The 23,227-nt window shown below is 69.0% G+C and carries 26 protein-coding genes, 3 tRNA genes and 1 pseudogene; 12 read left to right on the top strand and 18 right to left on the bottom strand.

Annotated features, from left to right (window positions below; genetic code table 11):
• Positions 1-1,160: 1,160 nt before the first annotated feature.
• Positions 1,161-1,631, top strand: a complete 471-nt coding sequence (locus ACFXJ8_RS39825; protein WP_379650102.1) for a DUF4265 domain-containing protein — start codon at positions 1,161-1,163, stop codon at positions 1,629-1,631.
• A 288-nt stretch (positions 1,632-1,919) separates the two neighbouring features.
• Here ACFXJ8_RS39825 and ACFXJ8_RS39820 read toward each other — a convergent pair whose 3' ends face one another.
• The 6 genes and pseudogenes from ACFXJ8_RS39820 to ACFXJ8_RS39795 all read right to left on the bottom strand — a co-directional run bounded on the left by ACFXJ8_RS39820 (position 1,920) and on the right by ACFXJ8_RS39795 (position 5,014).
• Positions 1,920-2,750 carry a hypothetical protein gene (locus ACFXJ8_RS39820; RefSeq protein WP_379650100.1) on the bottom strand — a complete coding sequence of 277 codons (831 nt, stop codon included), beginning with the start codon at positions 2,748-2,750 and terminating at the stop codon, positions 1,920-1,922.
• A 31-nt stretch (positions 2,751-2,781) separates the two neighbouring features.
• Positions 2,782-3,660 (bottom strand): hypothetical protein, encoded by an 879-nt coding sequence (locus ACFXJ8_RS39815; RefSeq protein WP_379650098.1) that lies wholly within the window; start codon positions 3,658-3,660, stop codon positions 2,782-2,784.
• Positions 3,657-3,962: a PadR family transcriptional regulator gene (locus ACFXJ8_RS39810; protein WP_379650096.1), complete on the bottom strand. Its 306-nt coding sequence runs from the start codon at positions 3,960-3,962 to the stop codon at positions 3,657-3,659. Before ACFXJ8_RS39810 ends, ACFXJ8_RS39815 begins: the two co-directional genes overlap by 4 nt.
• 259 nt (positions 3,963-4,221) lie before the next feature.
• Positions 4,222-4,398 (bottom strand): annotated as a pseudogene (locus ACFXJ8_RS39805) (DUF4158 domain-containing protein); the annotation flags it as partial.
• 58 nt (positions 4,399-4,456) lie between these two features.
• Entirely contained in the window at positions 4,457-4,579 is a 123-nt protein-coding gene (locus ACFXJ8_RS39800; RefSeq protein WP_379650094.1) for a hypothetical protein, read from the bottom strand.
• 54 nt (positions 4,580-4,633) lie between these two features.
• Positions 4,634-5,014 carry a hypothetical protein gene (locus tag ACFXJ8_RS39795; protein WP_379650093.1) on the bottom strand — a complete coding sequence of 127 codons (381 nt, stop codon included), beginning with the start codon at positions 5,012-5,014 and terminating at the stop codon, positions 4,634-4,636.
• Between the two features lie 139 nt (positions 5,015-5,153).
• On the opposite strand from ACFXJ8_RS39795, the gene ACFXJ8_RS39790 reads away from it, so the two are divergent.
• Complete coding sequence (locus tag ACFXJ8_RS39790; protein WP_379650091.1) at positions 5,154-6,722, top strand: serine hydrolase domain-containing protein; 1,569 nt, start codon at positions 5,154-5,156, stop codon at positions 6,720-6,722.
• Here the strand turns inward: ACFXJ8_RS39790 and ACFXJ8_RS39785 are convergent.
• From ACFXJ8_RS39785 to ACFXJ8_RS39765, 5 genes are all read right to left on the bottom strand, one after another.
• Positions 6,712-7,344, bottom strand: coding sequence for a response regulator transcription factor (locus ACFXJ8_RS39785; protein WP_379650090.1), 633 nt, complete (start codon positions 7,342-7,344; stop codon positions 6,712-6,714). The two genes, ACFXJ8_RS39790 and ACFXJ8_RS39785, sit on opposite strands and share 11 nt — an antisense overlap.
• Complete coding sequence (locus ACFXJ8_RS39780) at positions 7,335-8,450, bottom strand: sensor histidine kinase (RefSeq protein WP_379650088.1); 1,116 nt, start codon at positions 8,448-8,450, stop codon at positions 7,335-7,337. Before ACFXJ8_RS39780 ends, ACFXJ8_RS39785 begins: the two co-directional genes overlap by 10 nt.
• A 195-nt stretch (positions 8,451-8,645) precedes the next feature.
• A tRNA-Glu gene (locus tag ACFXJ8_RS39775) sits at positions 8,646-8,718 on the bottom strand.
• Between the two features lie 17 nt (positions 8,719-8,735).
• Positions 8,736-8,811 (bottom strand) — tRNA-Glu (locus tag ACFXJ8_RS39770).
• Positions 8,812-8,961: 150 nt separating this feature from the next.
• A tRNA-Gln gene (locus tag ACFXJ8_RS39765) sits at positions 8,962-9,033 on the bottom strand.
• A gap of 158 nt (positions 9,034-9,191) precedes the next feature.
• Between ACFXJ8_RS39765 and ACFXJ8_RS39760 the strand changes: the two genes are divergently transcribed.
• Positions 9,192-11,162, top strand: coding sequence for a M3 family metallopeptidase (locus ACFXJ8_RS39760; RefSeq protein ID WP_379650086.1), 1,971 nt, complete (start codon positions 9,192-9,194; stop codon positions 11,160-11,162).
• On the opposite strand, the gene ACFXJ8_RS39755 is transcribed toward ACFXJ8_RS39760, so the two are convergent.
• A complete protein-coding gene (locus ACFXJ8_RS39755; RefSeq protein ID WP_379650085.1) occupies positions 11,159-11,701 on the bottom strand; it encodes a PadR family transcriptional regulator in 543 nt (180 codons plus the stop codon). The two genes, ACFXJ8_RS39760 and ACFXJ8_RS39755, sit on opposite strands and share 4 nt — an antisense overlap.
• A gap of 57 nt (positions 11,702-11,758) precedes the next feature.
• Between ACFXJ8_RS39755 and ACFXJ8_RS39750 the strand changes: the two genes are divergently transcribed.
• A complete protein-coding gene (locus ACFXJ8_RS39750; protein ID WP_379650083.1) occupies positions 11,759-13,021 on the top strand; it encodes an MATE family efflux transporter in 1,263 nt (420 codons plus the stop codon).
• Here ACFXJ8_RS39750 and gltX read toward each other — a convergent pair.
• Positions 12,915-14,291, bottom strand: coding sequence for a glutamate--tRNA ligase (gltX, locus tag ACFXJ8_RS39745; RefSeq protein WP_379650081.1), 1,377 nt, complete (start codon positions 14,289-14,291; stop codon positions 12,915-12,917). The two genes, ACFXJ8_RS39750 and gltX, sit on opposite strands and share 107 nt — an antisense overlap.
• Positions 14,284-15,048, bottom strand: coding sequence for a fumarylacetoacetate hydrolase family protein (locus tag ACFXJ8_RS39740; protein ID WP_379650079.1), 765 nt, complete (start codon positions 15,046-15,048; stop codon positions 14,284-14,286). The genes gltX and ACFXJ8_RS39740 overlap by 8 nt, the downstream gene beginning before the upstream one ends.
• 145 nt (positions 15,049-15,193) lie before the next feature.
• Here ACFXJ8_RS39740 and ACFXJ8_RS39735 point away from each other — a divergent pair, with 145 nt between their 5' ends.
• The 6 genes from ACFXJ8_RS39735 to ACFXJ8_RS39710 are packed head-to-tail and all read left to right on the top strand — an operon-like array spanning position 15,194 to position 17,687.
• Positions 15,194-15,661, top strand: a complete 468-nt coding sequence (locus tag ACFXJ8_RS39735; RefSeq protein ID WP_379650104.1) for an Asp23/Gls24 family envelope stress response protein — start codon at positions 15,194-15,196, stop codon at positions 15,659-15,661.
• Complete coding sequence (locus ACFXJ8_RS39730) at positions 15,658-15,936, top strand: hypothetical protein (RefSeq protein ID WP_379650077.1); 279 nt, start codon at positions 15,658-15,660, stop codon at positions 15,934-15,936. The genes ACFXJ8_RS39735 and ACFXJ8_RS39730 overlap by 4 nt, the downstream gene beginning before the upstream one ends.
• Positions 15,933-16,121, top strand: coding sequence for a hypothetical protein (locus ACFXJ8_RS39725; RefSeq protein ID WP_379650076.1), 189 nt, complete (start codon positions 15,933-15,935; stop codon positions 16,119-16,121). The genes ACFXJ8_RS39730 and ACFXJ8_RS39725 overlap by 4 nt, the downstream gene beginning before the upstream one ends.
• On the top strand, positions 16,118-16,477 hold the full coding sequence (locus tag ACFXJ8_RS39720; protein ID WP_379650074.1) for an Asp23/Gls24 family envelope stress response protein: 360 nt from the start codon (positions 16,118-16,120) through the stop codon (positions 16,475-16,477). Before ACFXJ8_RS39725 ends, ACFXJ8_RS39720 begins: the two co-directional genes overlap by 4 nt.
• Entirely contained in the window at positions 16,474-17,109 is a 636-nt protein-coding gene (locus ACFXJ8_RS39715; protein ID WP_379650072.1) for a DUF6286 domain-containing protein, read from the top strand. The genes ACFXJ8_RS39720 and ACFXJ8_RS39715 overlap by 4 nt, the downstream gene beginning before the upstream one ends.
• Entirely contained in the window at positions 17,106-17,687 is a 582-nt protein-coding gene (locus ACFXJ8_RS39710; protein WP_379650106.1) for a hypothetical protein, read from the top strand. Before ACFXJ8_RS39715 ends, ACFXJ8_RS39710 begins: the two co-directional genes overlap by 4 nt.
• 38 nt (positions 17,688-17,725) lie before the next feature.
• Here the strand turns inward: ACFXJ8_RS39710 and ACFXJ8_RS39705 are convergent, their stop codons facing one another.
• The gene (locus tag ACFXJ8_RS39705) at positions 17,726-17,929 is read right to left on the bottom strand and encodes a cold-shock protein (protein ID WP_183656327.1); all 204 of its coding nucleotides are present in this window, start codon (positions 17,927-17,929) and stop codon (positions 17,726-17,728) included.
• Between the two features lie 141 nt (positions 17,930-18,070).
• On the opposite strand from ACFXJ8_RS39705, the gene ACFXJ8_RS39700 reads away from it, so the two are divergent.
• Entirely contained in the window at positions 18,071-18,427 is a 357-nt protein-coding gene (locus tag ACFXJ8_RS39700) for an antibiotic biosynthesis monooxygenase family protein (protein ID WP_379650070.1), read from the top strand.
• Between the two features lie 35 nt (positions 18,428-18,462).
• Here the strand turns inward: ACFXJ8_RS39700 and ACFXJ8_RS39695 are convergent, their stop codons facing one another.
• Complete coding sequence (locus tag ACFXJ8_RS39695) at positions 18,463-19,050, bottom strand: HD domain-containing protein (protein ID WP_379650068.1); 588 nt, start codon at positions 19,048-19,050, stop codon at positions 18,463-18,465.
• 96 nt (positions 19,051-19,146) lie between these two features.
• On the opposite strand from ACFXJ8_RS39695, the gene ACFXJ8_RS39690 reads away from it, so the two are divergent.
• On the top strand, positions 19,147-20,775 hold the full coding sequence (locus ACFXJ8_RS39690) for a heparinase II/III family protein (RefSeq protein ID WP_379650066.1): 1,629 nt from the start codon (positions 19,147-19,149) through the stop codon (positions 20,773-20,775).
• 37 nt (positions 20,776-20,812) lie between these two features.
• Here the strand turns inward: ACFXJ8_RS39690 and cimA are convergent, their stop codons facing one another.
• Both cimA and ACFXJ8_RS39680 read right to left on the bottom strand, forming a co-directional pair.
• Positions 20,813-22,387 carry a citramalate synthase gene (gene cimA / locus ACFXJ8_RS39685; protein WP_379650065.1) on the bottom strand — a complete coding sequence of 525 codons (1,575 nt, stop codon included), beginning with the start codon at positions 22,385-22,387 and terminating at the stop codon, positions 20,813-20,815.
• A 175-nt stretch (positions 22,388-22,562) separates the two neighbouring features.
• A complete protein-coding gene (locus ACFXJ8_RS39680; RefSeq protein ID WP_379650063.1) occupies positions 22,563-23,213 on the bottom strand; it encodes a DsbA family protein in 651 nt (216 codons plus the stop codon).
• Between the last annotated feature and the right edge of the window lie 14 nt (positions 23,214-23,227).

The raw sequence follows: 23,227 nt of genomic DNA, 5'->3' as shown, positions 1-23,227 counted from the left end.
TTTTAATTTTCGGGCCACCACCTTAATATACCCCCCCCTTATCGCCGGCTGCTTCATTTTTTTATTAGCTACAGGGTTCCGCGGGGGGGGGGGGGGGGGGGGGGGGCGGGGGGGGCCCCCCCCCCCCCCACCCCCGGGTGGGGGCTTGCCTGCCCCCACCCCCCGCGACGTTGGCCTGATCGCACAGGGGCTTTCCTGGCCGCTTCGGCTGATTCGGTTGAAGGCCAGGACCGGCATGCCCGCGTATGGCAGTTATGGCCATTCGACGCGGACAAGGTAGGTTTCGCGCTGCTGCTCCAGGACGACATAGGTTGCGAGACCACGTTCACCGAAGGTGTGGGTGAGCATGTTCGCCTTGGATTGGCCGAGTTGTACGGGTCTCCGCTCCACGGAGCGGTCTCCAGGAGCGTGAACAACTCCGCGAGAGCTTCATCAGGGAGGGCCGCTATCTGCTGTTCGGCGATCGGCTCGAGGGTGAGCTTGTACACCTACACGTCGATTCCGCGTGCCGCTAGGACCTCACGCCAAGGCTTGCCTCGGGGCACCTCTTCGCCAGCCAGGGCTTGCTCGGCGCGGGCATGGGCGCACCGATGGGCGTGTAGTCCTGCGGCTGGGCTGTCATGGTCGGCTCCTCTCCCCGTCTCTAGAGAGTACGGAGGGGTGAGGACAACGCTTATGAACATGAGGACATTCAGCAAGGTGACATTGCGTGGAGCGGGTGACGGGAATCGAACCCGCGCACGTGGTCTCTCCATCGCGGGCTGTCGATCTGCCACCGAACTGATCGAGTGCCCAGGCTTCGCTGTCGCTTGCGGACCGCTTGCGTAAGCTCCTCGGTATAAGCGCTGGAGATGCGCACGAGGAGCTTCATCTCCTGGTGGACAGGCTTTCGCCGGACCAGGCGCATCGTCTCCTGCGCTTAGTGAAGACGGATCCGAAATTGGCTGAAGGGCCGCCCCACCCGACTCGCCGTCGCTGCCTCTCCATCACTGGAATCCACACAACAACCAAGGAGGAGCCAGCCTCGAACTGCGTACGGAGAGCGGCTTACTCGCGGCTCCGCCAGGGGTGCCACCCTGGTATGGACTGGTGTTAAGCGGTCTGTATTCTCTGGCGGTCGTTACTGTCTGTGGTGGTTGCCGGGTGCAGGAGCCTTTCGAGTGCAGTTCATCGTTCACGACAATCCGGTAGGCCGTTCGTCGCGGAACTACATCGCTCACGTTGATCTGGATCGGTTTGGGCTTGCCGGCCAGAAGGAGCAGCTGTGGCTCTGCCCGTGCGAGGAGGGCGACTATGTGGTTGCTTGTCTTCCGTTCCGGGTCTATGGGCTTGCTCTGGGCGATCGGGTGCGGTTGTCCGCGGATGGGTCGACGATCGTTGAGGTGATTGAACGTTCTGGGCACCGTGTTCTCAGAGCGCTGATCATGCCCCGCCCCGATCAGGTCCAGTTCATGGAGCGTGTCACCGGCGAGGTTGTGTCTGCTGGCTTGGTGTGTGAGTGGAGCGGGGATCGCCACGTCGCCATCGATGTTCCCCCCGAGGTCAGCCCAGATGGCCTGTTCGCCACCCTGCATGATGAGGTCGCTGGCCAGCGGGCCTACTGGGAATGGGGCGATGCTGCAGCCTTCTAGCCGTCACCTTCTGTGGTGGTCTCCGGGTGCGTAGCGGCTCCAGGGTGTGCCGGCGTCGTCGGCGGTGCGGCGTCCGGGAAAGTCTCCCTTTCCGGACGCCTCGGCGACCAGGCGCGATGCCGTCCGGAAACCTCTATCCAGAAAGTCAATGCAGCCTCGGTGCCTGTTAAGCCCCCACTCGGGTCGGCGTCACCAGGGGCAAAGTAGCTCTGCGTGATCGCTGTTCGGGGTAGTTGGTAGGCGGATGGCCAGGGGCCATTGTGGCGGCGGGTGAGCAGAGGAACAGGCTCACAACGGGAACTGCGCCTCCACCTCCTGGTCGACGGCCGTGCTCATGGGTGAGTAGCGCACGTAGAACTCCTTGCCGCACTCGAGGTCTTCGAGGGCGTCCTTGATCTCCTTGGCGAGGTACGGTCTGGCCTGCGCGGCCATGATGTCTGGCCAGGACTCGTCTCCCTGTTCCTTCCCTATCTTTGTGACCTGCGCCAACATGGCTTTCTCTCCTCTGCCGGCCAGGTCGCTCGGCTTGAGCGAGGTGATCGCGTAGCCCTTGCCCTTGAGGCAGTCGCCGAACGTCGCGGCCAGGCGCACCAGTTCGGCGTCGCCGTCGAGCCGCCGGGTGGTGAGCTGCTTCTTGAGTTCAGCCTGCATCTTGAACACGTCCATCCGGTTCTTCACGTCCTTGTTCAGGACCGCCTTGAATGCCTTCGACATGCAGGCGTCCTCCGCCTTCTTGTAGGCGTTGAACTGCGTCTTGTTCATCCGGACCCCCGGGTTGGGGTCCTCCCCGTACTCCTCGACGACCAGCGCGCCCGAGGCGGAGTCGTTGGGGTAGACGAACTGGGAGAAGATCCGGTAGCCGTACTTCGCCCTGACCTCCTTGGTCGCGGCGTAGTCACCGGCCGCCATCTTCTTCTGCGCCTCCGTCTCCTTGGGCCCGGACATGACGAACGGGGTGTACTTGAAGCCCTTCTGCTTCATGCAGTCGGCCTTGAGCCGCTCCATCTTCCACTTCGCCTCCTGTCCCGCGCCGGTGGCGCTCGGAGCGGCAGGCTCGGGCATATCGGTGGCACACCCGGTCAGTACGGCAAGCGCCAGGGCGGCCATGAACGCTCTCATGAGATCTCCAAAGAATTGACGCGCCGAGGGATCAGCGCAGGACGGTTCTGCGGTGCTCGCGCGCCACCAGGACCGCGGTGACGGCGGGAAGGGCGAGCAGTGCCCAGTAGGCCAGATGCCGCACGGTGAGATACGGTCCGTGCTCGGCAATCGCGACGGTGACCGACAGCAGGTAGACCAGCGCCGCCACGCCCCAGCGCGGGTCTCTCGCCATACGGGCCGCGCAGACCGCCGCTGCCAGCAGCCCCAGCTCGGTGACTGTCCGGACCACGCCGACAGGGAAAGCCGACTCATCCATCAGGGCGGGACCCGCGCAGAGGGCGGGCGCGACCGCGAGCCACCACCAGGAGCGCGCCTTCAGCGGGTGGGCGCCCGCCGCCAGCACGAGCGATCCGGCGAAGGCGAGCGCGTAGGAGAGGGCGACGACTTGGGGGCCGGTGGTGGCGAACAGCCCCTCGACCGACCGGGGGCCTGAGGTGATCGGCATCAGCACGTGGTCGAACAGCGGCACCCCTGCCGCGATCGCCGTGGCCTTCGCCCCGGTGAGCAGCAGGAGAGGCAGCGCCAGCCGTACCCGCCCCCGCAGGACGGCCAGCACGGTGAGGGCGGACAGGGCGGTCCACAGCGGGATCGCGGTGACGAAGGGGAGCAACGCTGCCAGGTTGGCGACGGTCAGCGCGGCGACCCCCAGGTGCAGGCCGTCGCGCCAGGCGGGCCCTGCCGCCGCGTGCTCGACGCGGGTGCGCAGCCCGCCCATCAGCAGCCCCGCGGCCTCCCTGATCTCGGGCGTGCGCCGCCCCGGCTCGGCCGTGTCGAGCAGGATGTCGATGAGCTCGTCGCCGTGCGCCTTGCGGTAGCCCGCGGGATAGGCCAGGAGGAACCTGCGGTAACGCCGCTCGAGCCGCGTCACGCGAGGGCCTCGCGGTCGAGGACCAGGGCCGCCGCCTCGTTCATGCGCTTGGCCTCGCTCCTGACGATCGCCGTCCCTTCGTCGGTGACCCGGAAGTAGCGGCGGACCCGGCCGTTGACCGTCTCCTCACGGTCGACGGCGAGCACCCCGCGGGCGGCGAGGCGTTCGAGGATGGCGTAGAGGGTGCCGACCGTCGGCCGGACCCGGCCTGCCGACAGCTCGCCGATCCGCTTGAGGATCGCGTGGCCGTGCAGCGGACCGTCGAGCAGCGCGGTGAGCACGAAGTACATCGGCTCGCTCACTTCTGATGATCTTCTCGGCACGACCGGCAAAATACTCTGTTGAACAGAGTATTGCAACCGACCGGCTGGGCCGCCGACGCGCTGTGGTGCCCGTGACGTCGGTGCGGATCTTCTTGGTCAGCTCGTCCAGCGTCGTGTAACCCGGCAGCTCGCACTGCGCGCGGACCGACTCCTCCAACGCCACGTTGATCAGATCGGCCGGGTTGTCCTTGGCCTGTGCCGCTTGCGGATCGCCTCGGCCGCTAAGCTTCGGAAGGTACCCAAGCCGCTGGTAGGCCTTCAACCACACCACCAGCGCCAGTACATGCTGATCATCTTGCGTCTTGCCCCGCGCCCACTCCACCTCGGCGAGCGATGGGGTGAACACCTCCGCCAGCTCTCGAGCGGACACCGCCCGCGCGAATCTCGGGTAAGCCGTCCGATCGATCGGCGCCACCCGAACTCCCGCAAGCCGTCATCAACCAGCGCGAACTCTCAGATCCTAACGCTCATGATCAAGCCCGCGGCCCGTTTCTGCCGTATTCCGGTGGCACCCGCGCCAGGTGGGTGGCGGCCGCGGCCACGTCGCCCCGGAACCTGGCCTCGCGGTAGGCGCGGACCGTCTCTGCGGTGGTCATCGGGCTCCGTTCAGGTGCTTAGGCCTTCCTGGTCGAGGGCGAAATTTCCTACGATCAGGTGTCCTTCAGGCGGGAGTGGGCCTCGTCCCAGCCCGCGGGCCGGTCGGCGGTCCAGAACTCGAAGGTGGAGCCGGCCATGCGCGTCCGGTATGCGCCGATGATGCTGCGATGCGGCTGGCTGCGGGCGAAGGTGGACAGCGCCTCGTCGGACGTCCATGCCGACAGGGTCCAGAACGTACGGCGCAGCGGTGCGGCCTTCAGTGTGGCTCCGACCGCGCCCGGGCTGCGCCTGGCCTGCAGCAGGATGCGCATCGCCTGGATGAGGAAGCCCGGCACGTGAAGGACGCTGCGCAGCTCGAAACGGGACGCCATGACCTGTACGGGCTGCTCGTGGGCGGCGTCGGGCCCGGGGACCCAGGGGGTGGTGATCGGCATCGTGCACCTCGTTCCTATTGGATAGTTGTGCTCTCCATTATTGGATAGTGATGCTATCCAGTCAAGAGCGGTTCTCCGTAAGAAACGGGGAGGAATCTCGCAATGGTCCGGGCCGAGGGCGCGTCACTAGCGTCGGCGCATGCTCACCACGACCCTTGCCGCGCTCTGCCTTGCCGTCCTCCCGCCCGCGGCCAGTGCCATCCCCGCAGCCTTCCCCTCTCCCGCGGCGGGCAGCACCCTTGGAGCTCCTTCCCCGGCGACCGACGTCACCCCCGGAGCCCGTGCCCCCGCGCCCGGAATCTCTTCTGGAGCCCTACCGTCCGCGCCCGGAATCACCTCCAGAGCGCTAACGTCAGCGCCCGGCGTCACCTTCAGAGCTCTCCCGCCCGCAGCGGAGATCACGCCCGCACAGGTCGACGCCTACGTCGCGGACTACCAGGAGAAGACGGGCCTGCCGGGGGTGGCGGTGGCGATCACCAAGGGGACGCGGGTGATCCACGCCAGGGGATACGGCACGACCGCCTCGGGCGCGCCCGTGACCGCGGACACGCCGATGGCCGTCGCCTCGGTCAGCAAGTCGTTCACCTCGCTCGCCGTCATGCAGCTGGTGGAGAAGGGGGTGGTCGAGCTCGATCGTCCGGTGCGCGGCTATCTGCCGGAGTTCGCGATGGCGGATCCGAGGGCCGCCGCGATCACCGTACGGCAGCTGCTCCACCAGACCTCGGGCATGGACGACACCACCTTCCATGAGAAGAGCCTCCCCCAGCCCGACTCGCTCAAGGGCGCGGTGGCACGGCTCAGGGACGCCAAGCTCGCCGCCGCTCCCGGCACCGCCTTCAGCTACCACAACACCAACTACCAGGTCGCCGCGCGGCTGGTCGAGGTGGTGAGCGGCGAGCCGTTCGCCGCCTATCTGAAGCGGCACGTGTTCGGCCCGCTCGGCATGCGGCACAGCACCACGATCGACACCGAACGCGACCTTCCGGACAGCGCGCGCGGCCACCTGGTCTTCCTCGGCCACGCGTTCGCCATGCCGGAACCGGCAGGCTTCGGCAACGGCTCCGGCGGCGTGCTCAGCAGCGCGAGCGACATGGCCAGGTGGTTGATCGCGCAGAACGGCGGGATCCTGTCCCCCGCCAGCGTCAAGGAGCTGCGCACGCCGTCCAAGCAGAACGACTCCTACGCCCTCGGCTGGTCGCTCGGCACGACCAAGCGGGGGACGCCGGTGATCGGGCACGGCGGCGACCTGTTCACCTCGACCGCCGAGCAGCTGCTCATACCCGGGTCCGGGTACGGCATCGCGGTTACGGCCAACACCGGCATGGCCTTCGACGACAGCTCCACCCTGCTGGACGGGCTCGTCGCCATGATCGAGGGCGGCACTCCCGAAGACCCTTCCTCGCCGTATCTCGCCACCGATGTGGTGTTCGCGCTGCTGACGCTGGCGACCGTGGGGCTGGCGGTTCGCGGGGTGGTCCGGTCGCGGCGGTGGGCGGCCCGCCGTACCGGATGGGGGCGGTTGTGGGTGCTGCCGTCCCTGGCGCCGCTGGCGCTGTGCGCGGCGGTTGTGCCGATCTTCAGAGTGCTGGCCCGCGGGAGCGACATCATGTGGATCCAGGTGGCCTATCTCTACCCGTCCTTCATGCTGTGGCTGGTGACGGCCGCCGCGGCGGGCGTGATCGTGACGGCCGTGCGGCTCAGCCGTTGAGATAGGTCAGGATCGCCAGGACCCTGCGGCTGTAGCCGGGCGTGGGGTCCAGGCCGAGCTTGTCGAAGATGGCGTTGACGTGCTTTTCGACCGTGCTCTGTGACACGTGCAGCCGTTCGGCGATCGCCGTGTTGACCAGGCCGGTGGCCAGGTGTTCGAGCACGGCCCGCTCGCGCTCGGACAGCGTGCTCAGCGGGGCGCGGGCCAGCAGCCGCCTGACGACGTCGGGATCGAACACCGTGCCGCCCGCGCCGATCCGCTCGATCGCGTCGAGGAACTCGGCCACCTCCGACACCCTGTCCTTGAGCAGGTACCCGAGCCCCTCCGAAGGCCCGGCCAGCAGCTTGGCGGCGGAGGTCTGCTCCACGTACTGCGACAGCACGAGCACCCCGACCTCCGGCCACCTGTCGCGGATCGCCAGCGCGGCGCGCAGACCCTCGTCGGTGTGCGAGGGCGGCATGCGCACGTCGATGACCGCCACGTCCGGCCGGCGCTCGGCCACCGCGGACATGAGCGCGTCGGCGTCGCCGACCGCGGCGGCCACCTCGTGTCCTGCCTCCTGGAGCAGCCTGGCCAACCCTTCGCGCAGGAGCACGGAGTCGTCGGCGACGATCAGCCGCACGGCAGCCTCGCCGACACCCTGGTCGGGCCGCCTTCCGGGCTTTCCACGGCGAGGCTTCCGTCGAGCGCCCGCACTCGCCGTTCCAGCCCAGACAACCCCCCTCTTCCTGGTACGGCGCCGCCCCTGCCGTCGTCGGCGATCGTCACGGCCACCTCCCCTTCCTCCTCGCGCACCTCGACCACGATCATGCCTGCTTCGGCGTGTTTGTTCGCGTTGGTGATGGCCTCCCTGGCCACGAAGTAGACGGCGGTCTCGATCTCCGGCGCCAGCCGCTCGGCGACCGTGTACTCCACGCGCACCGGTACGGCGGAGCGGTCGGCCACCTCCGTCAGCGCCGCCCGCAGGCCCAGTGTGTCGAGCGCGGTGGGATAGATCTGCCACGCCACCCCGCGCAGCTCGTCGAGCAGCAGCCTGGCCTCGGCGTAGGCCTCGTCGACCAGCGCGGGATCGCCGGTGTGCCGCGCGCGGCCGAGCAGCATCGCCAGGGCCACGCCGCGCTGCTGGACCCCGTCGTGCAGGTCACGCTCGATCCGCCTGCGCTCCTCGTCGACGGCGCGGACGATGCCGGAGCGGGTGGCGGTCAGCTCGGCGATCCTGCGGGCCATGGCCTCGTTCGGGTCGGTGCCGAGGAAGCGGTCGGCGAGGCGGCGTTCCGCGGCGATCAGCGTGGCGCACCAGCCGGAGGACAACGCCAGCGCGATCGCCCCGAGAACGAGGCCGTAGGCCCAGCTGCTGCCGGTCAGCCGGACGCCGGGGAACGCCAGCGGGACCAGGTCGGCGTCGCCGGAGAGCAGTTGGACGGCTCCGCCGTACAGGAGGAGGGCGGCGACGAACAGGCCGGTGCCGGCGAGGTAGCCGCCCAGCAGGCCGACCAGCCCCCGCAGGACGAGGTAGGTACGGCCGCCGCGGCCGCCGCCGGGGCGGTGGTCGTACCAGGCAGCCAGGCGCGCCCGCTCCAGCCGCACGAGCGACGCGGTGACCTTGCGGGCGCGGGCGTCGGCTGCCGCCCAGGCGACGCAGGCCCAGCCGAGCGCGATCAACCCGGTCGGGATCCCGGCGAGCAGGCCGATCATCTGCCGCAGGGGCGTCGTGGCCGCTCGTCGCATGGTCCGGAGTCTAACCAGGCCCCCGCAACCCGAACCGCCAGCGCCCCGGACCGGGGTGAGGGCAAACCGCCGGGCCGGGTCGGGCGCGAGTGGCCATGCCGGGGCGGGATGCGGGGGCTGACCCGAGGGCGCGGGGCGAGGCAGCGGAGACAGCAGAAAGCCCGGATGTCTGTGGACATCCGGGCTCTGTCAGCGTAGTCCCGACCGGATTCGAACCGGCGCTACCGCCTTGAGAGGGCGGCGTCCTGGGCCACTAGACGACGGGACCGAAGCAGCTTGTGACAGTGGTAGTCCCGACCGGATTCGAACCGGCGCTACCGCCTTGAGAGGGCGGCGTCCTGGGCCACTAGACGACGGGACCCTGTCCACAAGCGATGTGCCGGGGGCCTCCCCGGCAACGGATGTAACTCTACCGCACGTCGCGGAGCACAACCAAACTCAAATGCCTACCCACCCACAGGGGCGCAGAAACGCAAAAACGGATGCCCTCTTCGGACATCCGTTCCAAAAGCTGGGGTACCAGGACTCGAACCTAGAATAACTGAACCAGAATCAGTCGTGTTGCCAATTACACCATACCCCACCGCGCTCACGTCCCCCTTGCGGGTTCCGCTCGCTGGCGACTCCGAAAGAATAGCCCAGGTAGGGGGACAAGGCCAAAACGAATACTCAACCAGCGCGTCGGGGCGCCGTACATGCCAAGCTGAAGGGGACAAAACACCACGTGGAGGAGCCCCAGCGTTGGCCGAGAACCCGTTCTTCGCACCCAGCAGCCTGCCCTACCAGCTGCCCCCGTTCGAGGAGATCCGCGAGGAGCACTACCTGCCCGCGTTCGAGCGAGGCATGGCCGAGCACCTGGCCGAGGTCGAGGCGATCGCGAACAGCGCCGACGACCCCACCTTCGACAACACGATCGCGGCCCTCGAGCGCTCCGGCCAGATCCTGTCCAGGACGGCGAACGTCTTCTTCAGCATCGCCTCGTCCGACTCGACCGACGGCATCATGGCGATCGAGACCGAGGTGTCCCACAAGCTGACCAAGCACAGCGACGAGGTCAGGCTCAACCGTGCCCTGTGGGAGCGGGTCAAGCGGGTCACGACCGAGGACGCCGAGCAGGCGTGGCTGCTGGAGAAGTACCGTGAAGACTTCATCCGCGCCGGCGCCGACCTCGGTGAGCAGGAGCAGGCCAGGCTGAGGGAGCTCAACGAGGAGCTGTCGAAGCTCTCCACCGAGTTCTCGCAGAACCTGCTCAAGGCCTCCACCGAGGAGGCGCTGGTCGTCGAGGACGCCAAGGAGCTCGACGGCTTCGACGAGGCCAAGATCGAGTCGATCCGCCAGGACGACGGCACGTACGTCCTGCCGCTGCTCAACTTCACCAACCAGCCGGGCCTGGCCCAGCTGACCAACAAGGAGACCAGGCGCAGGCTCTACACGCTGAGCGTGGAGCGGGCCAGGCCCAACCTGGAGCTGGCCGTCCGGATGGCGACGCTGCGGGCCGAGCGCGCCGCCCTGCTCGGCTTCCCCAACCACGCCGCCTACACCGTGGCCGACCAGACGGCCAAGACGGTCGAAGCGGTCGAGGAGATGCTGGGGCAGCTCGTCGGGCCGGCCGTACGCAATGCCGAGAAGGAGGCGGAGGCGCTCGCCGAGCAGGCCGGGTTCGCCATCGAGCCGTGGGACTGGTCGTTCTACGCCGAGAAGGTGCGCGCGGCGCGTTACGACTTCGACGCCGACGCGATGCGCCCCTACTTCGAGCTCAACAGGGTCTTCAAGGACGGCGTCTTCCACGCCGCGACCGAGCTGTACGGTGTGACCTTCACCGAGCGGCCCGACCTCAACGGCTACCACGGCGATGTGACGGTGTACGAGGTGTTCAACGAGGACGGCTCGGCGCTCGGGCTGTTCCTGCTCGACCCCTACGCCAGGCCGACCAAGCGCGGCGGCGCGTGGATGAACAACCTCGTCGACCAGTCCTACCTGTTCGGCGACAAGCCGGTGGTGATGAACAACCTCAACATCACCAAGCCGTCGAGCGGCCCGACGCTGCTCACCTACGACGAGGTCAACACCGCCTTCCACGAGTTCGGCCACGCGCTGCACGGCCTGTTCTCCGAGGCGCGCTACCCGCGGGTGTCGGGCACCAACGTGCCGCGCGACTTCGTGGAGTATCCCTCGCAGGTCAACGAGATGTGGACGACCTGGCCCGAGATCCTGGCCAACTACGCCAAGCACCACGAGACGGGCGAGCCCATGCCCGCCGAGCTGGTGGAGAAGATGAAGGCCGCGGAGAAGTTCAACCAGGGCTTCATGACGGTGGAGTACCTCGCGGCGACGCTGCTCGACTGGGCCTGGCACAAGCTGGCGGCGGGCGAGAGCGTCGAGGACGCCGAGGCGTTCGAGGCGCGGGCGCTGGAGGCGGCCCGGATCGCCGTCCCGCTGGTCAGGCCGCGCTACCGGACGAACTATTTCGCCCACATCTTCGCGGGCGGCTACAGCGCCGGCTACTACTCCTACATCTGGAGCGAGGTGCTCGACGCCGAGAGCGTGGAGTGGTTCAAGGAGAACGGCGGGCTCAGGCGCGAGAACGGCGACCACTTCCGCAAGGAGCTGCTGTCGCGCGGCGGCGGGATGGACCCGCTGACCGCCTTCCGCAACTTCCGCGGCCGTGACCCGCGCATCGAGCCCCTGCTCAAGCGCCGCGGCCTCGACTAGATCGCGGCAAGCTCCTCGATGGTCCGCCTGAGCCACTCCCGCTCCGCCTCACCGGTGGCTCGGGCGATCAGCAGCATGCCGCGATGGAACGGGTCGGGGGTCTCCTCGGCCCGTAGCGGCCTGCCCCCCTCGTAGAAGAAGCTCGTGGGCGCCTCCAGGAAGGCCAGGCGCCTGCGCAGCACCTCCGCCTGAAGTGACGGCTCGTCCAGCGCCGACAGGAACGTCAGCAGCGCGAAGAAACGCGTCTGGTCGCTGATGTCCAGCGCGGACGGCTCCCGCAGCCGCCGCAGCAGTTCCTCCCGCCCCTGGGCGGTGATGGTGAGCACCTGCCTGCGCGCCGCCGCCGCGCCTTCCTCCTCGTGCCGTTCGAGCAGCCCCTTGGCCTCCATCCGGGCGATGGCCGGATAGAGCGCGCCGTCGCTGACGGGACGCAGGTGCCCGCTCAACTCGGCCAGCCGCGCCTTGAGCTCGTAGCCGTGCATGGGCCGCTGGTTGAGGAACCCCAGGATCATCAGCGCCAGATCCCCGCCACTTGCCATGGACGCATCGTATCGCTATACCTCTAATCGAGATATAGCGAATCGAGGCACGCATTCATGATCCGTCTCGCCCTCCCCATCTACGTGGAACTGCTCACCGCCGTCGTCGCGGTGGGCGTCATCGACCTGCTCTGGGTCTCCGGCCTCGGCGACGCCGCCATCGCGGCCGTGACCGTGGCCACCACCACCGAGTACTTCGCCTACGGGCTGATCCTGGCCCCCGTCACCGGCGTCACCGTCCTGGTCGGCCGCAGGGACGGCAGCGCTCCCATCTCCCCGCTGATCAGGTCGGGCTGGCGGCTGTGGCTGGCGGGCTCGGCCGCGATCGCGATCCCTGGCCTGCTGCTGCGCGAGCCGCTGGCCGCGCTCCTCACCGCCGACGCCGCCTCGGCCGCGCTTGCCGCCGACTTCTTCCTGATCTCGATGGCGGGCCTGCCGGTCTTCTTCGCGCAGTCCCTGGCCGACGGCGTGGTCAAGGGGCTGGGCAACACCAGGATCCCGATGCGCAACGCGCTGATCTGCAACGCCCTGGTCATCGTGCTGGACCCGGTGTTCATCTACGGCCTGGGCCTGGGCGTGCAGGGCGCCGCGCTGGCCACCGTCCTGGCCCGCGCCATCACGCTGGCCGTCTCCCTGAGAACGCTGGCGCGGCTGGCGCCCCGCGACGCCGACGGCCGCGAGAGTGCGTGGGCGATCGTCAGGACCGGCCTGCCGATGTCAGGGGACTTCCTGGCGCGCGCCCTGGTCGGCCTGCTGCTCATCGAGATCGTCGCCAGGTACGGCGTGGCCGCCCAGGCCGGGTACGGCATCGGCCTGAAGATCATGCTGGCGGGCACGATGGCGTTCTACGCGCTCAGGCAGGCCGCCATGATCCGCACCGCCCGCTCAGAGGAGACGGGCTCACCGCTCAGGACCGGCCTGGTCACCGGCGCGCTGGTGGCGCTCGCGCTCAACCTCGTCGCCGAGCCCGCCGCGGCCCTGTTCACCGACGATCCCGGCGCGGCCGTGAGCTTCCTGCGGTGGATGACGCTCTACCTGATCCCGTTCGGTGGCCTCATCGCCGCGGGCGGGGTGGCCCAGGCAAGCGGAAGGGGCAGCCGACTGCTCGCCGCCACGTTGGCGGGCTTCGCCGTACAGCTGCCCCTTGCCTATCTGCTGAGCGCGTGGCTCGGCGTCACGGGGGTCTGGCTCGCCATGGCGGCCGGGACCACGCTCAGCCTCGCAGTCGCTCCAGTGCGGCGCGCAGGCGCTCGCGCGAGCGCTCCCGCCCCAGCACCTCGATCGACTCGAACAGCGGCAGACCCACCGTCCGGCCGGTGATCGCCACCCGCACCGGCGCCTGGGTCTTGCTGAGCTTGAGCCCGCCGAGGGCGATGCCAACGTCCTCCAGTGCCTCCTTGAGCGACTCGGGGTCCCAGCTGACCGTCTCCAGCCGCTCCAGGTAGCCCTCGATGATCTCGGCGGCGTTCGCCTTCATCGCCTTGTCCCACGAGGCCTGGTCGAAGACCGGCTCCTCGTTGAACAGGAAGTCGACGTTCTGCGTGATCTCCGACAGCACCCCGACGCGGGTCTGGGCCAGCACGGCGACCTTGCTGAACAGCTCCGCGTCCCACGACGGGTCGAGGTACGGCAGGCAGCGCTCCTCGAAGGTCTCCAGCGGCAGGGCCCTGATGTACTCGCCGTTGAAGGCGCGCAGCTTCTTCTCGTCGAAGAAGGCGCTGGCGGAGTTGACGTCCTCCAGCCGGAACCTGGGCATCATCTCGGCCCACGGCATGATCTCGCGGTCCTCGCCGGTGCCCCAGCCGAGCAGCATGAGGTAGTTGACCATCGCCTCGGCGAGGTAGCCCTCGTCGCGGTAGGACTCCAGCGCCACCTTGTCGCGGCGCTTGGACAGCTTCTTGCGCTGCTCGTTGACGATCACCGGCAGGTGCGCCCACACCGGCGGCCTGGCCCCGAGCGCGGGCCACAGCAGCATCTGCTTGGCCGCGTTGCCCAGGTGCTCCTCGCCCCGTACGACGTGGGTGATGTTCTGGGTGATGTCGTCGACCGCGTTGGCGATCACGTAGAGCGGCGAGCCGTCGGTGCGCGCGATGACGAAGTCTTCCTGCGCGTTGTTGGGGAACTCCACCCGGCCGCGGATGACGTCGTCGACGACGGTGACGCCCTCGTCGGGCGTGCGGAAACGGACGGCGCCCGAGGTCAGGCCGCGCTCGCGGCAGTGGCCGTCGTAGCCCTTGTGCTCCGAGCCCGTGCGCGCGACCAGGGCCTCGCGGGTGCAGTCGCAGTAGTAGGCCTTGCCGTCGGCCAGCAGCTTGGCGACGGCCTCCCGGTGCTGCGGCTCGAACGCCGACTGGAAGTAGGGGCCCTCGAAGGCCGGGTTGGTGCCGTTGACGCCGATCCAGTCGAGCGCCGAGATGATGCCCTCGGTCCACTCGGGACGGTTGCGCGTGGCATCGGTGTCCTCGATGCGCAGCACGAACCTGCCGCCGGACTGCTCGGCCAGCGCCCAGTTGAACAGCGCCGTGCGAGCGCCGCCGACGTGGAACATGCCAGTGGGAGACGGAGCGAAACGCACCCGCACATCAGTCACGAGAGACCACCTTGTTCGTCAATGTGCCAATACCCTCGATGCCGACGCTGACCTCGTCACCGATCTCCAGTGGGCCTACGCCCGCCGGGGTGCCGGTCAGGATGACATCGCCGGGGATCAGCGTCATGACCGCGCTGACATAGGCCACCAGCGCGGGGATGTCGTTGATGAGCTGGGAGGTGCGACCGCTCTGCCTGATCTCGCCGTTGACCGTGGTGGTCAGCGCCAGGTCGGAGGCGTCGATGTCGGTCTGGATCCACGGCCCGATGGGACAGAAGGTGTCGAAGCCCTTCGCCCTGGTGAACTGCACGTCCTTCTTCTGCAGGTCGCGAGCGGTGACGTCGTTGGCGCAGGTGTAGCCGAAGATGACGTCCTTGACCCGTTCGACGGGCACCTCGCGGCAGAGCCTGCCGATCACCACGGCCAGCTCGCCCTCGAAGTCGACGCGTTGCGACTGCGTGGTCGGGTAGGCGATCGCGTCGCCGGGGCCGACGATGGAGGTGGACGGTTTGATGAAGATGAGCGGCTCTTCGGGCACCTCGTTGCCGAGCTCCTTGGCGTGCTCGGCGTAGTTTCTGCCAATGGCGATGATCTTGCTGGGCAGCATCGGGGCCAGCAGCCGCACCTCGGCCAGCGGATAACGCTCGCCGGTGAACTGGACCTGGTTGAACGGATGCCCGGCGATCGCCGAGACGACATCGCCTTCGACCACGCCGAAGGAGACCTCGTCGCCTGTGGAGAACCTCGCTATACGCACATGACAAGGCTAGTGCCGTCCACCCCATGCCTCGGCGGCTCCATTAATCCTCAAAACCCGCTTTAAGCCGCGAATGCCCCCTAATCGCAGGGCAAGAGGTCAGGTGAGTCATTCGACAACGGGGGTGATGATCGTGTCGGAGACGATGGCCAGAGACAGTGGCAACACGGCGACAACGGTTCCGCGGGCGAGGACACAGGGCGGCTCTCTCGTCACCGAGCAGGGAAGGACGACCATCGCCGACGGCGTGGTCGCCAAGATCGCTGGGCTCGCCGCGCGCGAGGTGTCGGGGGTGTACGACATGGGCGGGGGCACGGCCCGCGCGATCGGCGCCGTGCGCGGCATGGTCGGCGGTGACAAGAGCGTCACCCAGGGCGTGCAGGTGGAGGTGGGCGAGCGGCAGGCCGCCGTCGACCTCGACCTCGTCGTGGAGTACGGCGCGGCCATCCCCGACCTGGCGGGCGCGGTGCGCAGGAACGTGATCGCGGCCATCGAGCGCATGACGGGACTCGAGGTGACCGAGGTGAACGTCGCCGTCAACGACGTGCACCTGCCCGAGTCGCCCAGGAGTCCCGAGGACACCGGAGGCCAGAAGGAGTCGAGAGTTCAATGACCGACGACGGGCTGGCCCAGGCCATCGCCGAACGGGTGCGTGGCTGCCCGCATGTGGTGGCGCTGTCGGGCGGCCCGTTCGGCGCCGTGGCGACCTACCTGCCGGGCCGGCGGCTGCCCGGGGTGGCCGTCCGCGACGACGAGGTGGAGATCGCCATCGTCGCCCGCGGCGGGCAACCCGTCTTCATCACCGCCGACGAGGTGCGCGCGGCCGTCGCGCCGATGGTCGGCGGGCGCCCCGTCAACGTGGCGATCGACGATCTGGAGGACTCATGAACACCGTCTCCTGGATGCCGATCATCGGCATGACCGTCGGCATCATCCTGGGCCTGGTCGCCGCCTTCGGCGGGCTGGGCGCGTTCCTGCTGGTCCTGGTGCTGGGCGCGCTCGGCCTGCTGATCGGGCGCGTCGCCGAGACGGGCCAGATCGACCTGTCGGGCTTCACGCCGAGGCGACGATGACCACGACGGCGACCACGACGGCGACAACAACGGCCGCCGTCGTCATCCCCACCCAGCGCGTGCCCGCCGAGCAGAGGGGCCGCACCCGCATCGAGGACAGGGTCGTCTCCGGCATCGCCCTGCAGGCCGCGGGCGAGGTGGGCAGGGTGCGCGCGGTGGCCGGGCACCCGCCGGTCGCCAGGGTCGAGGGCGACCTGACCACGATCAGGCTGGAGGTGGCGCTCGAGTACCCCCTGCCCGTCCACTCCGTCGCGGCGGAGATCAGGGGACACGTCGCGCGCAGGGTGATGGAGCTGACCGGCCTCGAAGTGGCCCAGGTGGACGTGCGCGTGACGAGCCTGGAGGTGAGGTCATGACGGCGCCGGCCGTACCGGAGGAGGGCAGGCACCAGGCGGCGGAGGGTCAGGCGGGCGCGCCCGCCGCGCCGCTCTACCCCACCGCCGACAGGGCCGCGCGCAGGGAGTTCAGGCCGCGCAGGACGATCTCCGCGTCGCTGGCGGCGCTGGCACTCGTGGGGATCGGGTTCGTGGCGGCCGTCGAGATCGTCACGGCGCTCACGAGCAGGCCGGCGCACTGGCTGCCCCGCGACCCGGTGATGTCGTGGGCTCAGACGACCCAATGGGACGACCGCGCGGTGCTCGTCGGCGCGGGCGTGCTCGTGCTGGCCGGGCTGGTGCTGCTGGCGCTGGCTCTGCGCGGGGGGCACCCGCGCACGGTGCCCGTGCGCACCGGCGACCCCGACCTGGTCATCGGGCTGCGCCCGAAGGGCTTCGCCACGGCGCTCGCACACGCGGCGGAAGACGTGCCCGGCGTCCACGCGGCCAGAGCCACGGTACGGCGGGGCCGGGTCAACGTGGTCGCCCACGCCTCGGGCTGGGACGACGCCAGGCTGTCCGAGGCGGTACGGCACGCCGTGACCGAGCGGATCGAGGCGCTCGCCCCCATCGCCGACTACCGGGTGTCGGTCTCGATGAAGGAGCGGCGATGAGAACGGGGCGCGCCAACCGCGTGGGCCTGGCAATCCTCGGCCTGATCCTTCTGGTCGTCGGCGGCCTGACGCTGGCCAGGGGGCTGCGGGTGCTGCCGCAGAGCTGGGCGCCCGCGGACGAACCACTGCTCGACCCGACCGTCACCGGCTTCTTCGGCACGTTCTCGCCGTGGATCTGGTGGGCGCTCGCCGTACTCGCGGTGATCGTGGCGCTGGCGGGGCTGCGCTGGCTGGTGGCGCAGGGCCGTACTGAATCGACGAGGGACGTCAACGTGGACGGCGGGGCGGACGGGCGGACCACGGTCGCCGCTCGGGCGGCGGCGAGCGCCGTGTCGGCCGAGCTGTCCGCGCTGCCCTCGGTGCGGGCGGCCAGCGCGAGGCTGGCGGGAGACAAGGACCTGCTGTGGCTGCGGCTGCGGGTGGCGGCCGACGACAGGGTGCCGATCAGCGTGCTGCGGCACGAGCTGACCACGGTGACGGTGCCGCACCTGCAGCAGACCCTGGGCGCCGACCGGCTGCCGACGGTCGCGCAGGTCGACCTGGAGCGGGCGGCCCCGCCGAAGCGGGTGCTGCAATGACGAAGCGGGGCCCTGGCGGGACCCCGCTTCATCGTTGGTTACAGCGGGACGACCTGCTCGGCCTGCAGGCCCTTCGGGCCGCGAGTGGTCTCGAACGAGACCCGCTGGTTCTCCTCGAGCGAACGGTAGCCGTTGGTGGTGATGGCCGAGTAGTGCACGAACACGTCCGCGCTACCGTCGTCGGGCGCGATGAACCCGAAGCCCTTCTCGGCGTTGAACCACTTCACGGTGCCTTCAGACAACTGCTTCTCCTTCTGACTGCCTCGCTACTGACGCGAGGCTGCGTTGCGGACCCTACCCCGCATTCCGCGATGCGGCAGACCAAAGTGTGAAGCCGAGCGCCAATGGCGGGCAAAAAGATGACGTATGGGAGGCTGGAAGCCATGTCCGTAGTGAAGATCAACGTGCTGTCCGTCCCCGCCGAGATGCGCGAGGAGCTCGAACGACGTTTCTCCGGGCGCGCGGGGATGGTGGAGTCCTCCGACGGCTTCGAGTGGTTCGAGTTGCTGCGTCCCGTCGAGGGCACCGACAGCTACCTCGTCTACACCCGCTGGCGCAGCGAGGAGGACTTCCAGCGCTGGCAGTCCAGCAGGGCGTTCCAGGCCGGGCACGCCCAGGCGCAGGCCGAGGCCCAGGCCGAGGGCGCATCTCAGGGTCACGGGCACGGCCAGGGCCCGGCGGCCACCGGCTCCGAGCTCTGGTCCTTCGAGGTCGTCCAGAGCACGGGGCCGAAGGCTTAGCGGCGGTCCAGCGGGTCGGCGGCTACCCGGGCGGCTCAGCGGTCCAGCGGGTTGGCGGCCACGCGGGCGGCGAACCCGCCGCGCACGAACGTGCCCGCCAGGCTGTCCGGCTTGCGCTCGGCCTGGCTCTCGAAGCAGGCGACGAACTCCTTGGCGAGGCCGAGGCGCGGGTAGCGGGACAGCACCTCTTCGCGCAGCTCCACGGGGATGGCCTCGGTGTCGCGCCCTGAGATGTCCATGGCGGTCGACAGTTCGAGCAGGTGGCCCTCGGGATCCTGCTCGACGTCCACCTCGGCCCACATGTGGCGCACGATCACCTCGGCCGCTCGCTGCCGCCGCTCCACCGGCCAGCCCGCGCCCGCGCCGAACACCCACGCCACGTGCCCGCCCGCCTCCTCGAACGGGACCGCGTGGTTGTCGAAGGCCGGGGCGAGCCCCAGATCGTGCAGCATCGCCGACACGTAGAGCAGTTCGGCGTCGAAGGCGATGCCGTGCTCCTGCGCGTAGGCGGCGGCCCAGAGGTAGGCGCGGACCGAGTGGTTGAGCAGCGCGGGCGTGTGGAAGGCGGTCGCCACGTCGAGCGAGGCACGGCAGGCCGTTGTGTCGGGAATCACGAGGTTCATGCCGTCACGATAACGATGTCCCATCCCAGCTTGACCAGGTGATCTTATTCCGGACACCATGTTCCACCCCCTCGGTTCTGCCCGGAAGGATCTGGCGTGCGCCGCCTCGCTCTCCCCCTTGCCCTCCTGCTCGCCCTTGGAGGGCTGATCCACCCCGCGAGCGCGGCCGTGAAACGCACCCCCGAGTGTCAGGGCGACTGGCTGCCGGCCACCCCGACGGCCGCGGAGGTGATGAAGGGCGAGATCTCCTTCCTCGACCTGCCGCCCGTCAAGATCGGCCAGGACGTCAACTGGCGGACCAACCCCTACAACAACCGCTCGTGGGGCATGGTCTTCCACTCACTCCGATGGATGGGCCGCCTGGTCGCCGAGTACGAGGGCAACGGCGAGGAACGCTACCTCGCCAGGGCCACCGAGATCGCCAAGGACTGGGTCAAGGACAACCCCAGGCGCGGCGCCGCCAGCCCGTACGCCTGGGCCGAGCACCCGATCGCGCTGCGCGCCCCCGCGCTGGTCTGCCTCAGCAAGCACGTCAAGGCCTCATGGCTGAAGGACAGCCTGGCCGAGCACGCCAGGGTCCTCGCCGACGACCGCCTGTACGAGTGGGGCCACAACCACGGCATCGACCAGGACATCGCGCTGCTCGGCATCGGCTGCCGCCTCGGTGACCGGCGCTGGCAGGACCACGCGATCAAGCGGCTCACCAAGACCGTGCGGCTCGACATCGACTCGCAGGGCGCGCTGATGGAACAGGCGCCCCGCTACGCGATCTACGTCCACGACCGGCTCAAGGTCGCGATGGACAACCTCAAGGACTGCGGCCGCAAGGTGCCCGGCGAGATCTCCACTCGATGGGGCAGGCTCGGCGGCTTCATCATGCACTCCACCAGGCCCAACGGCTACATGGTGCCCATCGGCGACGGCGGCGCCGACCACGAGCCCACCGGCTTCCCCAACCCCTCCGACAAGGTCAAGGTCTTCAAGGCCGGATACGTGTACGGCAGGACCGCCTGGAAGCCCGAGGCCGCGTTCTACTCCATCAGGTTCGGTCCCGGCACCAAGTATCACGGCCACGAGGACCACCTCGGCGTCACCTACTACGCCCAGGGCAGGGACCTGCTCGTCGACACCGGCTTCCACTCCTACGAGTCCACCCGCTACCGGTACTGGACCATGTCCCCCGAGGCGCACAACGTGCCGACCGTGGTCGGCGCGCGCTTCAGGCCCAGGACCGCGACCAGGCTGGAGCGGACCGCCTACGACAAGGGCCGCCAGCGCTACCGGCTCACCGACAAGGCGTACGGCGTGAGCCGTACCAGGTCGGTGCTCGTCAACCACGACCAGGACGTGATGGCCGTCCTCGACACGGCGGGCGGCGGCAAGAAGGTCCGCAACATCTGGCGCTTCGACCCCACGCTCAAGGTGGTGTCCAACTCCGGCGGCAAGATCGTGCTGGGCGACGGCAAGTTCAAGGTCAGCCTGGTGCAGCTGAAGGGCTGCAGCCCGGTAGGCGGGCAGAAGGTGGAGCGGGGCGGCGAGCTCGGCTGGGTGTCGCCCACCTACATGTCCAAGAACCCCGCGGTGGCGGTCGTCTCACCCGCCGAGCGTTCGCTGCTGACCGTGATCGTGCCGGGGACCGACCAGCCCAAGGTGTCGTGCGGTGGCGGGAAGGTGACCGTACAGGCGGCCGACGGCCCGGTGACCTTCAAGGCCTCGATCTTCTAGCCCCGGGTGGCGCGCCACCCGGGGGTTCGCCCCGCGGCTACAGCTCCCGGCCCGAGCGCAGCAGGCCGAAGGTGACGGCCTGCTCCAGGGCCTGCCAGCTGGCCTCGATGATGTTCTCGTCGACGCCCACGGTCGCCCACTCGCCGCTCTCGTCGCTGGAGGTGATGAGGACGCGGGTGATGGCGCCGGTGCCGTGGGAGCCTTCCAGGATGCGGACCTTGTAGTCGACCAGCTCCAGCTTGGCCAGCTCAGGGTAGAGCTTCTCCAGCGCCAGCCTGACCGCCTTGTCGAGCGCGTTGACGGGGCCGTTGCCTTCGCCGGTGGCGACGATGCGCTCGCCCTTGGCGTGGACCTTGACCGTGGCCTCGCTGACCACCTCGCCGCCCTTGGTGCGCTCCACGATCACCCGCCACGACTCGACCTCGAAGTGGCGCTTGCGCGTGCCGTGGACGGTGTCGCGCAGCAGCAGCTCGAAGGAGGCGTCGGCGGCCTCGAACGTGTAGCCCTTGGACTCCAGGTCCTTCACCCTGCCGACCAGCGTCTTGGTGGACTCGGGGGTCAGCTCGTAGCCCAGCTCGCGGCCCTTGAGCTCGACCGAGGCGCGGCCGGCCATGTCGGAGACCAGCATGCGCATGTCGTTGCCGACCATCGCGGGGTCGATGTGCTGGTAGAGGTTCGGGTCGACCTTGATGGCGCTGGCGTGCAGTCCCGCCTTGTGCGCGAAGGCCGACATGCCCACGTAAGGGGCGTGGGAGTTGGGCGTGACGTTGGTGACCTCGGTGATCGCGTGCGCGATGCGGGTCATGTCGGCCAGCGCCTCCGGCGGCACGAGGTCGAATCCGCGCTTGAGCTGAAGGTTGGCGACGACGGTGAAGAGGTTGGCGTTGCCCGAGCGCTCGCCGTACCCGTTGGCGCAGCCCTGCACGTGGGTGGCGCCCGCCTTGACGGCGGCGAGCGTGTTGGCCACCGCGCAGCCGGTGTCGTCGTGGCAGTGGATGCCGACACGGGCGCTGGTCTGCACAGCCGCGTGGACGACGTCGGCCAGCTCGTCGGGCAGCATGCCGCCGTTGGTGTCGCACAGGGCGATGACGTCGGCGCCCGCCTCGGCGGCGGTCCTGAGCACCTCCAGCGCGTACGCTGGGTTGGAGATGTAGCCGTCGAAGAAGTGTTCGGCGTCGAGGAAGACCCGCTGTCCCTCCGCACGAAGGTGAGAAACCGTGTCGCGGATCATCGCGAGGTTCTCCTGGAGACTCGTACGGAGGGCCAGCTCCACGTGCCGGTCGTGACTCTTGGCGACAAGGGTCACGACCGGCGCGCCGGATTCGCGCAGAGCGGCCACCAATGGGTCGTCGGCTGCCTTCACACCGGCCCGGCGGGTCGCGCCGAACGCGGCTAGCTGCGCGTGCTTCAGGTCGAGCTCTGTTCGAGCGCGCCTGAAGAACTCTGTGTCCTTGGGGTTGGCGCCGGGCCAGCCCCCCTCGATGAAGCCGACGCCCAGGCCGTCCAGGTGCCGCGCGACAGCGAGTTTGTCGGCGACGCTGAGGTTCAGGCCCTCCTGCTGTGCGCCGTCTCGCAGCGTGGTGTCGTAGACGTGGAACCGGTCGTCGGTCATCGAGATCTCCTGAGGAAAAGAAAAAGACCCCTCACGGACGTGAGAGGTCTGCGCGCTGGCTTTGTCCTTTGTCAGCCAGCGCGCCTGCGGATAATGAGCAGACCGAAGTACATGGTGCTTGCGAGTGTGCCATACGGATTCACCATTTGGCACATCGATCTCACATGCCGGGACGTCATACCGTGGTGCCCTGCTGGTCGAGGACCGAGATGTCAGGGATGAGCCGCCCGTCGAGCAGCAGCGTCGGGGTGCCGTCGATCCGGATTTTGGCGTTGTCCTCGAGGTGCTTGTCGGCGTGGCGCTGGGAGGTCACGCACTCGGCGAACGCCGTGTCGGTCACACCCACCTTCCTGCCCGCAGCGACCAGCTCCTCCACCGTGTAGCCCGACGCCTGGCCGTGCGGGGCGGGCTGCATGGCGTACAGCTGGGAGCGGAAGGCCAACCAGTCGGCCGACGGGACGCAGCGCGCGGCGGCCGCGGCCCTGATGGAGTTGGAGCGCGACGGCTCCTCCGCGAAGATCGTCACGGTGTGGAAGACGACCTTGAGCCTGCCCTCGTCGACCATCTGCTCGAGCTTGGCCTCCGAGGTGTCGTGCAGTTGCTTGCAAAAGGGGCAGTCGAAGTCCTCGAACACGTCGAGCACCGGCGCACTCACCCCCGGCTTGGCCAGCAGCATCGACCCGTCGGCCTGCCGTACCAGCCGCACCTCCTGCGCGGCACTCCCCTTCGGCAGCCCGGCGATGATCAGCATCCCCGCCAGTACGGCCAGCGCCACGAAAGCACCCACCAGCCGGGAACGACCCCGACCCTCACCCGTCGACTCCACGTATGGCTCCACCC

Origin of the sequence: Nonomuraea sp. NPDC059194, assembly GCF_042754765.1 — a bacterium.
In the GTDB taxonomy this organism is placed as follows: domain Bacteria; phylum Actinomycetota; class Actinomycetes; order Streptosporangiales; family Streptosporangiaceae; genus Nonomuraea.
This window is presented reverse-complemented; position numbering and strand designations above follow the sequence as displayed.

Coding starts and splice junctions, on each gene's coding strand:
- ACFXJ8_RS39820 (WP_379650100.1), bottom strand. CDS start 2,750: ATGAGAGCGTTCATGGCCGCCCTGGCGCTTGCCGTACTGACCGGGTGT.
- ACFXJ8_RS39800 (WP_379650094.1), bottom strand. CDS start 4,579: ATGACCACCGCAGAGACGGTCCGCGCCTACCGCGAGGCCAGGTTCCGG.
- ACFXJ8_RS39795 (WP_379650093.1), bottom strand. CDS start 5,014: ATGCCGATCACCACCCCCTGGGTCCCCGGGCCCGACGCCGCCCACGAG.
- ACFXJ8_RS39790 (WP_379650091.1), top strand. CDS start 5,154: ATGCTCACCACGACCCTTGCCGCGCTCTGCCTTGCCGTCCTCCCGCCC.
- ACFXJ8_RS39780 (WP_379650088.1), bottom strand. CDS start 8,450: ATGCGACGAGCGGCCACGACGCCCCTGCGGCAGATGATCGGCCTGCTC.
- ACFXJ8_RS39755 (WP_379650085.1), bottom strand. CDS start 11,701: ATGGCAAGTGGCGGGGATCTGGCGCTGATGATCCTGGGGTTCCTCAAC.
- ACFXJ8_RS39750 (WP_379650083.1), top strand. CDS start 11,759: ATGATCCGTCTCGCCCTCCCCATCTACGTGGAACTGCTCACCGCCGTC.
- ACFXJ8_RS39735 (WP_379650104.1), top strand. CDS start 15,194: ATGGCCAGAGACAGTGGCAACACGGCGACAACGGTTCCGCGGGCGAGG.
- ACFXJ8_RS39730 (WP_379650077.1), top strand. CDS start 15,658: ATGACCGACGACGGGCTGGCCCAGGCCATCGCCGAACGGGTGCGTGGC.
- ACFXJ8_RS39725 (WP_379650076.1), top strand. CDS start 15,933: ATGAACACCGTCTCCTGGATGCCGATCATCGGCATGACCGTCGGCATC.
- ACFXJ8_RS39720 (WP_379650074.1), top strand. CDS start 16,118: ATGACCACGACGGCGACCACGACGGCGACAACAACGGCCGCCGTCGTC.
- ACFXJ8_RS39715 (WP_379650072.1), top strand. CDS start 16,474: ATGACGGCGCCGGCCGTACCGGAGGAGGGCAGGCACCAGGCGGCGGAG.
- ACFXJ8_RS39710 (WP_379650106.1), top strand. CDS start 17,106: ATGAGAACGGGGCGCGCCAACCGCGTGGGCCTGGCAATCCTCGGCCTG.
- ACFXJ8_RS39700 (WP_379650070.1), top strand. CDS start 18,071: ATGTCCGTAGTGAAGATCAACGTGCTGTCCGTCCCCGCCGAGATGCGC.
- ACFXJ8_RS39695 (WP_379650068.1), bottom strand. CDS start 19,050: ATGAACCTCGTGATTCCCGACACAACGGCCTGCCGTGCCTCGCTCGAC.
- cimA (WP_379650065.1), bottom strand. CDS start 22,387: ATGACCGACGACCGGTTCCACGTCTACGACACCACGCTGCGAGACGGC.